The 14,290-nt window shown below is 67.7% G+C and carries 10 protein-coding genes; 3 read left to right on the top strand and 7 right to left on the bottom strand.

Annotated features, from left to right (window positions below):
- Positions 1 to 7: 7 nt before the first annotated feature.
- The 7 genes from FHY09_RS09170 to trxA form a co-directional block, all read right to left on the bottom strand.
- Positions 8 to 2,998, bottom strand: a complete 2,991-nt coding sequence (locus FHY09_RS09170; protein WP_166926348.1) for a TonB-dependent receptor — start codon at positions 2,996 to 2,998, stop codon at positions 8 to 10.
- 344 nt (positions 2,999 to 3,342) lie between these two features.
- Positions 3,343 to 4,350, bottom strand: coding sequence for a LacI family DNA-binding transcriptional regulator (locus FHY09_RS09175; RefSeq protein ID WP_166926350.1), 1,008 nt, complete (start codon positions 4,348 to 4,350; stop codon positions 3,343 to 3,345).
- A 122-nt stretch (positions 4,351 to 4,472) separates the two neighbouring features.
- The gene (locus tag FHY09_RS09180; protein ID WP_166926352.1) at positions 4,473 to 5,102 is read right to left on the bottom strand and encodes a YiiX/YebB-like N1pC/P60 family cysteine hydrolase; all 630 of its coding nucleotides are present in this window, start codon (positions 5,100 to 5,102) and stop codon (positions 4,473 to 4,475) included.
- Between the two features lie 30 nt (positions 5,103 to 5,132).
- On the bottom strand, positions 5,133 to 6,449 hold the full coding sequence (locus FHY09_RS09185) for a DUF2254 domain-containing protein (RefSeq protein ID WP_166926354.1): 1,317 nt from the start codon (positions 6,447 to 6,449) through the stop codon (positions 5,133 to 5,135).
- Between the two features lie 78 nt (positions 6,450 to 6,527).
- Positions 6,528 to 7,757: an FG-GAP repeat domain-containing protein gene (locus FHY09_RS09190; RefSeq protein WP_166926356.1), complete on the bottom strand. Its 1,230-nt coding sequence runs from the start codon at positions 7,755 to 7,757 to the stop codon at positions 6,528 to 6,530.
- 141 nt (positions 7,758 to 7,898) lie between these two features.
- Positions 7,899 to 9,701, bottom strand: a complete 1,803-nt coding sequence (gene rho / locus FHY09_RS09195) for a transcription termination factor Rho (RefSeq protein WP_166926358.1) — start codon at positions 9,699 to 9,701, stop codon at positions 7,899 to 7,901.
- Between the two features lie 225 nt (positions 9,702 to 9,926).
- Entirely contained in the window at positions 9,927 to 10,256 is a 330-nt protein-coding gene (trxA, locus tag FHY09_RS09200; protein WP_166926360.1) for a thioredoxin, read from the bottom strand.
- A 483-nt stretch (positions 10,257 to 10,739) separates the two neighbouring features.
- Here trxA and rhlB point away from each other — a divergent pair, with 483 nt between their 5' ends.
- The 3 genes from rhlB to ftsX all read left to right on the top strand — a co-directional run bounded on the left by rhlB (position 10,740) and on the right by ftsX (position 14,283).
- Complete coding sequence (gene rhlB, locus FHY09_RS09205) at positions 10,740 to 12,464, top strand: ATP-dependent RNA helicase RhlB (RefSeq protein ID WP_166926362.1); 1,725 nt, start codon at positions 10,740 to 10,742, stop codon at positions 12,462 to 12,464.
- 155 nt (positions 12,465 to 12,619) lie between these two features.
- Entirely contained in the window at positions 12,620 to 13,306 is a 687-nt protein-coding gene (ftsE, locus tag FHY09_RS09210; protein ID WP_166926365.1) for a cell division ATP-binding protein FtsE, read from the top strand.
- 8 nt (positions 13,307 to 13,314) lie between these two features.
- Positions 13,315 to 14,283 carry a permease-like cell division protein FtsX gene (gene ftsX, locus FHY09_RS09215; RefSeq protein WP_166926599.1) on the top strand — a complete coding sequence of 323 codons (969 nt, stop codon included), beginning with the start codon at positions 13,315 to 13,317 and terminating at the stop codon, positions 14,281 to 14,283.
- The last annotated feature ends 7 nt before the right edge of the window (positions 14,284 to 14,290 follow it).

Consider the following 14,290-nt stretch of genomic DNA (forward strand, 5'->3'; position numbering starts at 1 on the left):
CAGCTCCTCAGAACTTGTAGCGCACACCGAACATGTAACGCGGGCCGGTCTGGGTGGCATACCGCAGCATGTTGCTGTGGCGTGCGTAGGTACGCATCGTTTCGTCGGTCAGGTTGATCGCTTCCACGCTCAGCGTCAGCTGCTCGGTCACCGCGTAGCTGATGTTCAGATCGAGCTGGCCGTAGGCTTCGGTGTAGTTCGGGTTGGGACCCTGGCCGCCGATGCCGTTGAGGAACTTGTCGCGCCAGTTGTAGGCCGCACGGATCTGCCATGCGTTCTTGTCATAGAACAGCACCGCATTGGCGGAATCGCTCAGGCCGATCATCGGGTATTGGTCGCCCAGGCTGCGGTTGTCGAAGGTCAGCCCGGACTTCACCTTCGTGTAGTTCGCCGCCACGCCGAAGCCGGACTCGCCGAACAGGTGCTGCACCGCCACTTCCCAGCCCTGGAGATGGTCCGAGCGCTGGTTGGCCGGCAGGGTGATGTCGAACCCGGCGATCGGGTCACCCGGCTGGCCGACGATGCTGCCGGTCTGCTGGCCGGCCGAATTGACGCCGGTGGAGATCACGCCCGGGTCGCCGGCGTGGTTGCTGAAGATGTAGTTGCGGATGCATACGGTGTCGGTGGTGACGCAGCCAGCCGCCAGCGCCTCGTTCCAGTACGCGCCGCCCACCGGTGTGTGCAGGCTGCCGGCATCCTCCCGGGCGATGGTGTTGCTGATGAAGTTCTTGATGTTCTTGCGGAAGAAACCGACCGAGGCGTAGCTGGCATCGCCGTAGTACCACTCCAGGGACAGGTCGAAGTTGTCCGACAGCAGCGGCTCCAGCGCCGGATTGCCGCGCGAGCCGGTACCGCCCTGCGTGCGCACGATGTTGTCCAGGCGCTGCCCGCTCTCGATCTGCGTCCAGCCCGGACGGCCCAGACTGCGGCTGTAGCTGCCGCGCAGCGCCAGCGAGTCGTTGATGTCCAGCTTCAGGTCGACGTTGGGCAGCACGTAATCGTACTTGCCTTTCCCGCCGATGAAGGCCCCGTCGTCAGCGTAGGTGATGTTGAACTCGTTGAGCGAGTTCCAGCTGATCGACGTCGGCACCCGCACCAGGGCCGTGGATTCCACGTCGGTCTGCTCGTAGCGCACGCCTGCGGCCACGTGCAGCGGCATGTTCCAGTCGAAGGTGGTGCGGTACTGCAGGTAGGCGCTCTTGGATTTCTCGCTGGTCCGGATGTCTTCGGAGTACTCGGTAGGGGCCACGTAGCAGGTCGGGCAGGCCGGCTCGACGCCGTTGGCGACCTGCGCGGCACGGTCACGCAGGCGGTCGAAATCGAACACCAGGAACTGGCCGGTCAGGCGTGGATCGTTGTGCCCGGAGAACGCCTTGAAGTACTTGCCCATGTCATCGGCGTACCAGATGCTGTCATCGTAGTCGGCCGGCGTACCGACGCCGCCCCAGCTGTCGCGCTGCTGGATCGCCGCGGCCGAACGGTTGTCCACCTGGGTGTGGCCCACGCCGAAGTCGAGCGCGGAATAATCAGCGAAGCGGAACACGCCCTTGGCCTGCAGCTGTTCCACTTCGGACTTGTTGTAGCTGTTCTGGAACACCGAGCCGGTGACCAGCGCATCGGAGGCCTGCACCCCCCCTGGCGGAAGGGCGATGTTGATGATCGGCAGGTCACCGCTGTAATCCACCGTGGTCTTGCCGCGCACGTACGCCGCCACGCCGAGCACGCCGGCCGAACCGTACGGGCCATCCGGCTGCGATTCGGCGCTGGCGCGGTGGTAGTCGAAGGACATGTCCAGCGCGTCGTTGACTTCCCAGTCGACGTTGAAGCCCACCGATTCCATGCTGTTCTTGGTGGCCAGCTTCATGCCGCCCATGGCCACGTCGCCGTTGACCACATCCTCGCTGTACACGATGGGTGCGGCGATCGGGCCGTCGGTCCAAGTGCTGTCGCCGGGGCCGTAGTTGAACCACACCGACAGTTCGCTGCGCTGCTGCTGCACCTTGTTCTCGACATAGGTGTAATCCAGCGTGGTGGTGACGTTGTCCAGCGGCTTCCACTGCAGCGTGGCCTGGCCGTTGGTGCGCTGGCGCTGCACGGCGTTGACGTTGTAGGCGGTGTTCTGCGGACGGCCGTAGATGTCCTCGGCACCGGGGCGGTTGGTGATGCGGTCCGAGTAGCCGGTGCCCGGCTGCGGCAGGGCGCGCCAGTCGCTGGTGTCATCACCGCGCAGCGTCGCCCAGCCTTCGGCCACGGTGGCCTGGTTGAAGCCCGAATCACGCTCCTGGTGGCTGGCACTCAGGGCCACGCCGAAGCGGCCATCCGCGTAGGTCTGGCTGAAGATGCCCGACAGCTCACCGGTGACATTGGAGCCCTGCAGCGTGCGCGGCACGTTGTCGTTGGAGGTGTCATGCACCGCCTTCATGCCCAGGCTGACCACCGGCGCCGCTTCGAGCGGGCGCAGGGTCTTGATGTTGATGGTCGCACCGATGCCACCGGTGGGGTTGTCGGCCCGGGTGGTCTTGTAGACCTCCACTGCCGAAATCGATTCGGAGGCGATGTTGGCGAAATCGAACGAGCGCGAGCCGGACAGTCCGCCGCCGCCGTTGCCGAGGTTGGACGCCGGCATCTGGCGGCCGTTGAGCAGCACCAGGTTGTAGTCCGGGCCGATGCCGCGCACGGTCACCTTGGAGCCTTCGCCGCTGGAGGTGCGGTCGATGGAGACGCCGCTGATGCGCTGCAGCGACTCGGCGAGGTTGGTGTCCGGGAACTTGCCGATATCCTCGGCCACGATGCCGTCGACCACGCCCTGGCTGTCGCGCTTGAGGTTCATGGAGGATTCCAGGCTGCCGCGGATACCGGTCACCTGCACGGTGTCCAGGGTCGCCGGATCGGCGGGCGCGGCGGTGGCCGCGTCCTGCGCCCAGGCCGGGCCGGCGATGGCCGCGAGCAGCGCGGAGGTGAGCAGTGTCTTGCGGGGTACAGCCTTGTACTTCCTCATTGCGAATCCCTCCCCAGGGAAATCGAAAGACGGCGGTTGCGGTGCGGTCGCAGCGGTCCAGCTGCGTGACGGATGCGATTTGGTTCCATCGTTGACAGCGTTGTCAACAAACGGACATCTGCGGCCGGCCGGTGCCGTCGCCTGGGGCTCGGATGAACGCAGCGAGGAACCCTGCAGGCACGGGAAAAGCCTGTTGGCGCAACGGGATGCGCGCGGCAACAGGGCCATGCCCGCGAGCAGGCGCTAGCGTCTTTCGTGCTGCGTTGCGCAACGATTCTGCGCGGCGGATGTCATCGTTGGCTGACAGCGCTCGACAATCGGCGGGCAGGAGCGCGCAGCGGCGGTCAGCGACGGCGTGGCGCGGCGGTCGACTCGCGCACCAGGACCGCGTGCTCGACGGTGATCATCGCCCCGGCACTGCGCACGCGCACGCGGTCGATCAACTGCTGGGTGGCCAGTCGTCCCATGTCGGCCGTTGGCTGGCGCACGGTGGTGAGCGCCGGGAAGATGTGGCTGGCGATGGGCGTGTCATCGAAGCCGCACACCGACAGATCACGCGGGATCCGCAGGCCGCGTTCGCCGGCGACCCGGAACACGGCCGCGGCCATGTCATCGTTGGCGGCGAAGATCGCGGTCGGGGGCTCGGACAGATCGAGCAGCTGGCGTGCGGCGGTGAGGCCGGACTCGAAGGAGAACTGGCCGCTGACCACCAGCGCGGGATGGTAGGGCAGGCCCGCCTCGCGCAGTGCCGCGCGGTAGCCGGCCAGGCGCCATTGGCAGGCCCCGTGCGTGCGCGGACCCTTGATGTGCGCGATCCGCGCATGTCCCAGCGCAATGAGATGGCGCATCATTTCCACGACTGCGGTGGTCTCGTCCATGCGCACGCCGATGTGATGGCCCACCTCGCGCGGGGCGATGCACGCGAACGGGATGCCATGATCGTGCAGGTAGCCGATCACCACCGGGTCATCCGTAAGCGGAGGAATGAGCACTACGCCGTCCGGGCGGGAGTTCTCGAACAGCGCGGCGAGGTCGGGCAGGGCGTGGCGACCGATGCCCACCGGCGCCAGCAGCAGGTTGTAATGGTTGGCATGGCAGGCGTCCAGGGTGCCGCTCTGGATCTCCATCAGGTAGTTGCGCGAGGGATTGTTGTAGGCCAGTGCCAGCGCGTAGGAGCGCTGTCCGGCCAGGCTGCGCGCGGAAGGGTTCGGCTTGTACCCGAGTCGCTGCACGGCCGCCAGCACGCGGCTCTGGGTCTCCTCGCGGACGTTGGGCTCCTTGTTGAGCACGCGCGAGACGGTCTTGATGGAAACGCCGGCCGCCGCAGCGACATCCTCGATTCGACTACGCATGGTGCGGGACATCCTCCCTGGGACGCGGCGATGGGGCCGCCGGGCACACCGGCACGGCCCAGCCGCGCAACCTTGCCACGCCGTGGCCCCCGGCGCCTAGGGGCGGGCCCTGGACGGGCGCTTCAGCGCAGTTCGCCGACGCGTTCCAGTACCGGCGAGGCGGCCATGTCGTTGGGGTTGGTGCCCGGGGCACCCTGCGGCACCGGCATGCCGTGGCGGGCGAAGAACTCTGTCCAGTACGCTGGCATCTGACCGGTCTTCTGATTGCGGAAGTTCATCGGCTGCAGCGCGAACACCGCCTTCGCGCGGAACGCACGTTCGATCAGATCCGAGCAGTAGAGGCTGTCGTCGGACTGCACGTAGGTGGCGTTGTACGGCTTGCCCAGCAGCGTGCGTGCCGTGGCGATGGCTTCCGGAATGGCTGCGCGCTGTGCCGGCACCAGCCGGTACGCGATGACCCGGCGGCCGCGCTCACGGGCCTCGCCGAGGAACGTGGGCAGCGGCTGCTCGCGCGAACCCTGCGTGTCTGCATGCAGTACCGTTGCACCGCCTTCGGCCAAGGCCACCATCCCGACGTGATCGAAACTGGGCGCGTCCGCGCGCGCGGTGGCTTCGTTGATCGCACCGCTGAGCCCGGTACGCGCCGCCGTGACGAACAACAGGTCGCCCTCCTGGACCTGCACCTGTGCGGCAGGGTTGGCCGATGACAGCGACGGGACCAGCAGGGCAACCAGCAGCAGCAGCGCGCGCATGAAAATCCCGGAGCGTGTGGGGGCGCTCCATTATGCCGGGGAGGCCGGTCGCACGCTGGCAGGCCCCGGGCCGGCGCACATGCTTTCCACACCGACGCCGTTCTCCTGCGCTGCGACCGTGCGGATCGCCTCACGGTCCGCTTCGAAGCTGACCTGCGCCATCGCCCTGGCCAGTGCCTGGCGGGCGTAGGCAAGCGCCGTGCGGCGCAGCGCCGCCGACGGTGCGCGGCCCAGCGCGGCATACCCTTTCTGCAGCTTGATGTGGATTTCCACGGTACTGCCGCTGTCGCGCGCGATGGGTGCGAAGAAATCCTCGAAGAAGTCTTCCACGCGCAGTGCGGCCAGGTGGACCCGTGCGAACCGCACGTCCGGCTCGGGCGCACCCTGCAGCGCATGGCTCCAGCCCGTCAGCAGGCGCACCCCGCGGCCGAGCACTTCGATGCACGTGCCGGGATCGTTGACCGCACGGGACAGCGAGCGGAGCGCGATCTCCGAGAGTACGACCAGGCCGAAACGGGGGTCGTTCTCGATGCGGCGCCCGTCACCGAGCGTGAAGCATTCCAGCAGGTCCGCCCGCACCGTTTCATCGGCCTGGCCTTCCACGCCCAGCAGCGGGCGCGCGGCGGTGGCGAACGTGCCCGGCTGGCAGAGCACGTGGATCTGCAGATCGTGTGCCTCGGCGAGGTCCTGCAGGCGCGCGGTGTCGATGTGCTCCACATGGCCCACATCTTCGGCAACCAGACGGGCCAGGTCCTCGGGCAGGGTGTCCGCGCAGGCGCGGCAGCCCAGCAGCGGATCCCTGGCCCGCTGCTGCATGGCACGCAGGGTGGCGCGCTCGACAAGTTCGATGGTTTCGCCCAGCCGCCCGAAGCGGGACAGCTGCTCGATGGCCCGCAGCAGTGTCACCGTGATCACCGCGATGACCGCGATGGTGGCGCCGAACAGGACCAGCCGGCCACTGTCACCGTAGAGTCCGGTGCTCAATGCGATCAGGCCGACGATCGAGAACAGGAAGGCGCCGATGAAGGTCGCCAGCGCGCCCTGGGTGCGGCTGTCCTCGATCAGCAGCCGCGCGGCGCGGGGCGTGGCGCTGTTGGATGCCGAGCTGTAGGCGGACACCATGGTGGACAGCGCGAAGGTGGTGACTGTCAGCATCGAGGCCGCCAGGATGGCGAGGATGTTGCCCACCGAGTCCGCGCCGATGCGTGCGGCCAAGCCTTCGGGAATCAGGAATTTGAGGAACGCGCCGGCCAGGGCGGTGGCGATCCCGAGCAGGCAGTACAGGGTCGCGCGGAACCACATGCGTCGCGTCACCCGTTGCAGCGCCAGCTTCCATTTCGTCATCATCGCCACGTTCCAGCCGATCGGGTGGGTCCAGTCTGGCAGGCGGACCGCGCAGGCCGGATCAAGACGTCCAGCCGCCCGTCACTGCGCGTGTCGCCCCAGCAGCAGCCTGGCCTGGGACTGCCAGCCGCCAATGAACAGATCCGGCGTGCCGTCACCGTCGATATCGCCCTGCGCCATGCTCCAGCTGCGCCCCACCGTCTGCGCCGGCATCACCGTCGCGGTGACATCGCGGAAGTAGCCGCGGCCATCGTTCTGCCACGCCTGCACCTGCAGCGGCACGAAGCCCGGTACCTCGATCGCGCCCACCACCAGGTCCATCGCGCCGTCCCCGTTGAAATCGATCACGCTGCCGCCCCAGCTCGAGAAGCGGTGCTTCGGCAGCCGCGCCTGAGTTTCATCCTTGAACCGCGCCTGGCCCTGGTTGATCAGCAGGCGGGTCTGCGGATCCTTGTCCCAGGCCTGGTTGTTGCTGGTGAGGTTGAAGAACACCAGGTCCAGCCGGCCGTCCGCATCGACATCCAGCGCGTGGACTTCGCGCGTCTCGGTTGGCAGCTGCGGGCCGAGCCGCGCGGTGGCATCGGTGAAGCGCCCGGTGCCGTCGTTGAGCAGCAGCCGGTTCACCGGATCCTGGCTGGCGATCACCATGTCCAGGTCGCCATCGCCGTCGAGGTCGGCCAGCAGCACGCCCTGGGCCTGCACATCGATGGAGGGCAGGTGGCTGCCGGTGGCATCGACGAAGTGGCCGGGACGGCGCGCGTCGTTGAGCCACAGGAAAGGCTGCGCCGGACCGTCACGCCCTTCGGTGGTGTTGCCGATGACGATGTCCGGCAGGCCGTCCCCATCGACATCGCCAACGGCCACGCCGTTGGCCTGGCTGGTGGCTGGCAACCGATCGCCTGCCGGCTGGAACGTGCCGTCGCCTCGGCCGAGGAACAGCGCGTGCTGCTCGGTGTCCTCGGCGATGAACAGCACGTCCATGTGGCCATCGCGATCAAAGTCTGCAACACGCGCATGCTCATGGTCACCGGACGCCGTGCCGAACACATCGGCCACGAAGACCAGCCGCCCACCGCCCTCGTTGCGATACAGCCGGTTGGGCCCGTTCTCCACGGCGACGGCCACATCCAGGTCGCCATCGCCATCGGCGTCCAGCAGGGCTCCGTCCAGCGCATGCAGCGCGTCATCGGCGGGGACGTGGGTGGCGGTGACATCGGCGAACAGGGTGTGCCCATCCTGCGCACTGGACGCGGCAGGCACCCCCACGAGCAGAAGGGCGAGGACGGTGCGGCAGGGGGCAGGCAGGGGCATGGGGCTCGGCGGAAATCACAGTGCCCCGGACCATACCGCAGTCTGCGTCATGCGTGCGCGGAGCAGTACCGCGCATCACCGGCGGCAGAAAAAAGGCCCCCGGATCACCGGAGGCCTCTTTTACACCACGGTTCGCTGGCGTTACCGCTTCATCGAACCGAAGAACTCGTCGTTGGACTTGGTGTTCTTCATCTTGTCGAGCAGGAACTCCATCGCGGCCATTTCATCCATCGGATGCAGCAGCTTGCGCAGGATCCAGATCTTCTGCAGCAGTTCCGGCTCGATCAGCAGGTCTTCGCGGCGGGTACCGGAGCGGTTGATGTCGATGGCCGGGAACACGCGCTTTTCAGAGATGCGACGGCTCAGGTGCACTTCGCTGTTGCCGGTGCCCTTGAACTCTTCGTAGATCACCTCGTCCATCTTCGAGCCGGTGTCGACCAGCGCGGTGGCGATGATGGTCAGGCTGCCGCCTTCCTCCACGTTGCGCGCGGCACCGAAGAAGCGCTTCGGACGGTGCAGCGCGTTGGCATCCACACCACCGGTCAGCACCTTGCCCGAACTCGGCACGACGTTGTTGTAGGCACGCGCCAGGCGGGTGATCGAGTCCAGCAGGATCACCACGTCCTTCTTGTGTTCGACCAGGCGCTTGGCCCGCTCGATCACCATTTCGGCCACCTGCACGTGGCGCGCGGCCGGCTCATCGAAGGTCGAGCTGATGACTTCGCCGCGCACGGTGCGCTGCATTTCGGTCACTTCTTCCGGGCGCTCGTCGATCAGCAGCACGATCAGGTGCACGTCCGGATGGTTGGTGGTGATGGCCGTGGCCACCTGCTGCATCATCATCGTCTTGCCGGCCTTGGGCTGGGAGACGATCAGCGAACGCTGACCCTTGCCCTGCGGTGCCATCAGATCGAGGATGCGGCCGGTGATGTCTTCCGATGACCCGTTGCCACGTTCCAGGGTGAAGCGCTTGCGCGGGAACAGGGCGGTGAGGTTCTCGAACAGCACCTTGTTCTTCGATGCTTCCAGCGGCTCACCGTTGATGGTGTCCACGATGGACAGTGCGAAGTAACGCTCGCCGTCCTTGGGGAAGCGGATGCGGCCGGAAAGATGATCGCCGGTGCGCAGGTTGAAGCGGCGGATCTGGCTGGGCGAGATGTATGTGTCGTCCGGACCGGCGAGGTAGCTGGCTTCGGCGGCACGCAGGAAACCGAAGCCGTCGGGCAGGATTTCCAGCACGCCGTCGGCGGCGACGCCGTCACCGTGGCGGGTCAGCACCTTCAGCAGCGCGAAGATCACATCCTGCTTGCGGGCACGTGCCACGCCTTCGGAGATCTGCAGCTGTTCGGCGATTTCCAGCAGCTTCTGCGCCGGCATGCGCTTGAGGTCGCTCAGCGAATAGACCGGGAATCCTTCCGGCACGTTCGGCTGCGTGGTGCGCACGAAGGGCTGCTGTTCGTGGTTGTCCTGCGGCATGCCGTCGTCGCGGCCACCACGGCCCTGACGGTCACGGTCACGGTCGCGGCGGTTGCGGAAGCGGTCACGGCGATTACCCTGGCCCTGCTGCTCGCCCCGGCCGGCGTCCTTGTTATAAGGACTGCCGTTCTGGCCGTTCTGGCCGTTCTGGCCATTGCCGTTCTGCGGGTTCTGCGGACGGCTTTCGCCATTCTGCGCGGAGGTCTCGACGGACGGCGCGCCAGACGACGACGCTGCGGCGGACTCACCTCCGTCACGCGGGCCGGCATCGCGCTGGACGGGGGCCGGTGTGGCGTCGCTGCGCGCCGGCGCCGGCGCATCATGCGCGGCGGCCAAGGGCAGGTTCGGTTGCGCCGGAGCGCTGGTCTCGGCAGCGGCGGGTGCGGCCGCTTTGGCGACGCGTGGCTTGCGCACGCGCTTTTCGGCGGGCGCGTCGGCGCTGCCGGTTTCAGGAGTGGTATCGGACAAGAGCGTTATTCCTCGCTTGAAGGTGCGAGCGCCCGGCTGGGGCGGCGAACGAAGGGAAAGGGGTCTGGAGTGAACGGCGTCCAGAGGGTGCGGCACACGAACGCGTACCGGATATGCCGACACTAGCACTGCCGTGCGGCGGCGTGCAAGCCCTGCCGCGCAAGGGATTCACGCGCCCGCAGGGTGCGCTGGCAGCCGCATCGACGGCTGCCGCGCCCGGGCGGGTCAGGCCAGCGCCTTGTCCAGCAGGCCTGCCAGCTGTGCCTTGCCGACGGCACCGATCTGCTCGCCAACCTTCTCGCCGCCCTTGAAGACGACCAGGTAGGGGATGGAGCGCACGTGGTACCTGACTGCCAGCTCGCGCTCATGGTCCACGTTGACCTTGACGATCCGCGCGCGCCCTGCATAAGCGTCGGCCAGTTCGTCCAGCGCCGGCGCGATCATCTTGCACGGACCACACCACTCGGCCCAGAAATCAACCAGCACAGGCTCCTTCGAGTCGAGTACGGTGCTTTGGAAGTCAGCCGTGCTGACGTGTACAACCTTGTCGCTCATCTTGGGTTCTCGTCTTCTGTTGCACCCGGCCGTAGCCGGAGGTGGGTGAACTGGGCCGTGCCCGGGGGAACGCCCCTCGTCGTCCTCGCAGTTCCTTCCGCGGTGCGTTAGGCCGGATGCCTGGACGCCTGGGCCGCAGTTTACCTGTAACGCCGGATCGGCATAGAGGATGGCTGGAACCCAGCGTGCTGCGCGGGACTGTTCCAAGCATGCGGGCGCAGGCCGGCCGTTCCCATCGAGGGTGGTCCGGGCGTTCAGGCGCCGGAGCGCGGGATGAAGGGTCCGGCCCTCCCTTCTCAGGGGTGGTTGCGACGCTCCTTCCGGTTTGGGTGCAAGGTTGCGGTAAACTGCGCCATTGAGCGGCGCACGGTGACCCACGGGTCCCGGCGCGCCGACCCGCCGCAGGGGCCGCAGTTTGCGACGGATCCCCTGATGACGCAGTGCCTCCCGCCCGCAGGCCGGTGGCCATACCAAGACGGACACATGAGCGACAAACCGCTGACCGATTTGACCTTCTCCTCCTTCGATCTGCATCCGGCGCTGCAAGCCGGTCTGGAAGGAGCCGGATTCACCCGCTGCACGCCAATCCAGGCGATGACGCTGCCGGTCGCCCTGGCGGGCGGCGATGTCGCCGGCCAGGCCCAGACCGGCACCGGCAAGACGCTGGCCTTCCTGGTGGCGGTGGCCAACCGCCTGCTGAGCCGCCCCGCGCTGGCCGACCGCAAGCCGGAAGACCCGCGCGCCCTGATCCTGGCGCCTACCCGCGAACTGGCCATCCAGATCCACAAGGATGCGGTGAAGCTGGGTTCCGAGCTGGGCCTGCGGTTCGCGCTGGTCTACGGCGGCGTGGACTATGACAAGCAGCGTGAACTGCTGCAGCAGGGCGTGGACGTGATCATCGCCACGCCGGGCCGCCTGATCGACTACGTCAAGCAGCACAAGGTGGTTTCGCTGCATGCCTGCGAGATCTGCGTGCTGGACGAAGCCGACCGCATGTTCGACCTCGGTTTCATCAAGGACATCCGCTTCCTGCTGCGCCGCATGCCCGAGCGCACCACGCGCCAGACGCTGCTGTTCAGCGCCACGCTGAGCCACCGCGTGCTGGAGCTGGCGTATGACCACATGAACGAGCCGCAGAAGATGGTGGTGGAGAGCGAGTTCATCACCGCCGCCCGCGTGCGCCAGCGCATGTACTTCCCGGCCGACGAAGAGAAGCTGCCGCTGCTGCTGGGCCTGCTCTCGCGCAGCGAAGGCGCGCGCACGATGGTGTTCGTCAATACCAAGGTGTTCGTCGAACGCGTGGCGCGCGCGCTGGAACGTGCCGGCTACCGTGTCGGCGTGCTCTCCGGCGATGTGCCGCAGAAGAAGCGCGAGAGCCTGCTCAACCGCTTCCAGAAGGGCCAGCTGGAGATCCTCGTGGCCACCGACGTGGCCGCGCGTGGCCTGCACATCGATGGCATCAAGTACGTCTACAACTACGATCTGCCGTTCGATGCGGAAGATTACGTGCACCGCATCGGTCGTACCGCACGCCTGGGCGAAGAGGGCGATGCGATCAGCTTCGCCTGCGAGCGCTATGCGATGGGCCTGCCGGACATCGAGGCGTACATCGAGCAGAAGATTCCGGTTGAAGCGGTGACCGCTGAACTGTTGAACCCGTTGCCGCGTCCGGAGCGTGCGCCGGCGGCGCCGGGTGAAGAGGGCGAGGAAAGCGAGAGCGTCAGCCAGATTTTCCGCGAGGCCCGTGAAGCGCGTGCGGCCGAGGAAGAGCGTCGTGGTGGTGGCCGCGGCGGCAAGCCGTCCGGTGGCCGCAGCGAGCGTTCCGGCGAGCGTCGCCCACGTCCGCCGCGCAAGCCGCGCGTGGAGGGCGAGGCCGTTGCGGTCGTTGCCGATGCCGCGCTGGCGCCGGCGGCGGACGCCGTGGCAGCGCAGGCGCCGGTAGACGCCACGCCGATCGCCGGGCAGCTGCAGGATTCGGAGCGCAAGCCGCGCAAGCGTCGCCGCCGTCGCAACGGGCGGCCGGTGGACGGCGCCCAGGCCGTGGAAGGCGCGCAGGCCACGGCTTCGGCTTCGACTGCGCCGAGCGCCGCTTCGACCTCGCCTGGCGCACCTGTGCAGGTGGTGGCCCGCCCGGTGCGTACCGATCCCAGCGACTCGTTCCTGACCCGCATCGGCCGCAAGATCCGTCGCATGCTCGCTGGCACGTAACGCGCGCGGCTGCCGTCATCGCGCCGGGCACCGCCCGGCCGATGATGCCTCGGCCCGGCGTAGTGATTCGATGTGACGACGGGCGGCTGTTCCATGGGGACCGCCGGGCACCGCCCGAGGCGACCAAACCGCCCGCTCTCCTGCATAATCGGGAGATGAGCGTTCTGCGGTTCGACAATGTCAGCAAACACTATGCCGGCGGCCATGAGGCCCTGGTCGACGTCAGTTTCGAGGTGGCCCAGGGCGAGATGCTGTTCGTCACCGGCCACTCCGGTGCCGGCAAGAGCACGCTGCTCAAGCTGATCCATCTCGATGAGCGGCCCAGCCGGGGCACCGTGGTGTTTGACGAGCGCAACCTGCTGAAGGTGCGCGGCGGTGATGTTCCGCGCCACCGCCGTGCCGTCGGCGCGGTCTACCAGGACCACCGCCTGCTGACCGACCGCAGCATCGCCGAGAACGTGGCGCTGCCGTTGATTCTGCGCGGCACGCGGCGCGCCGACATCGGCAAGCGCGTGCGTTCGGTGCTCGAGCGCATGGGGCTGGGCCATCGCGAGAAGGCACTGCCCTCCCAGCTGTCCGCCGGTGAACAGCAGCGCGTGGGGATCGCCCGTGCGATCGTGGGTGAACCCAAGCTGCTGGTGGCAGACGAACCGACCGGCAACCTCGATCCCACCCTGGCCGCGGAGATCATGGCCCTGTTCGCCGAGCTGCCCTCGCGCGGCACCAGCGTGCTGGTGGTCAGCCATGACCTGGCCCTGCTGCGGCGCATGCGCAAGCGCGTGCTGATCCTTGACCATGGCCGCCTGCTGGATGACATTTCGCCGCAGGATCTGGCCGAGTGACGACCTCCATGACCCCTCCCGGACCGGCCGAAAAGCCGGCCAACACCGCCGCGGCCGCGCCCTCGCGCGTGGCGATCTGGTGGCAGCACCACATGCACAGCGTGGTCTTCAGCCTCGGCCGTGCGTGGCGCAAGCCCTGGGCCACGCTGCTGACCATCACCGTGATGGCGCTTGCACTGGCCCTGCCGCTGGGGCTGTCGATCGCGCTGGACAACGTCAAGCATTTCACTGGCAGCGTGCAGCAGTCGCGCGAGATCAACGTGTTCCTGAAAGACACGGTGGATGTGGCCGGGGCCGAAGCACTGGCCGTGCAGTTGCGCAGCCGCGATGACGTGGCCGCGGTGAAGCTGCAGACCCCGGACGCGGGGCTGGCCGAACTGCGCGAACATGCCGGCCTGGGGGAAGCCATCGACGCGCTGCAGGACAATCCATTGCCGAGCCTGCTGGTGGTCACGCCCGACGCCGGCAGTGACGATGCCCGCCTCGCACGCGCGCTGGAAACGCTGCCGCAGGCCGACCTGGTGCAGCACGACGCGCAGTGGCGCACGCGCCTGGATGCGTGGCTGGCCTTCGGTGCGCGGCTGGTGCAGGTGCTTTCGGTGCTGCTGGGCATCGGGGCGGTGCTGGTGGTCGGCAACACGGTCCGGCTGGACATCCAGGCCCGCCGCGAGGAAATTGGCGTGCTGCAGCTGCTGGGTGCCAGCGATGGCTTCATCCGCCGCCCGTTCGTCTATCTGGGCGCGTGGTACGGACTGGGCTCCGGGCTGCTGGCGCTGGGCCTGATCGCCGCGGCAGGCACGGCGCTGCGCGCACCGCTGGCCGCGCTTTTGCAGAGCTATGGCAGCCCGTTCGTGCTCAAGGGGCTGGACCTGCTGCACTCGTCCATCGTGCTGCTGTGCATCGTGCTGGTCGGCTGGCTGGGCGCGTGGCTGGTCACCGGGCATTTCCTGCGCCAGACGCGCCCGACCGATACCTGAGGCTGGC

It is taken from the genome of Xanthomonas sp. 60 (assembly GCF_011761925.1).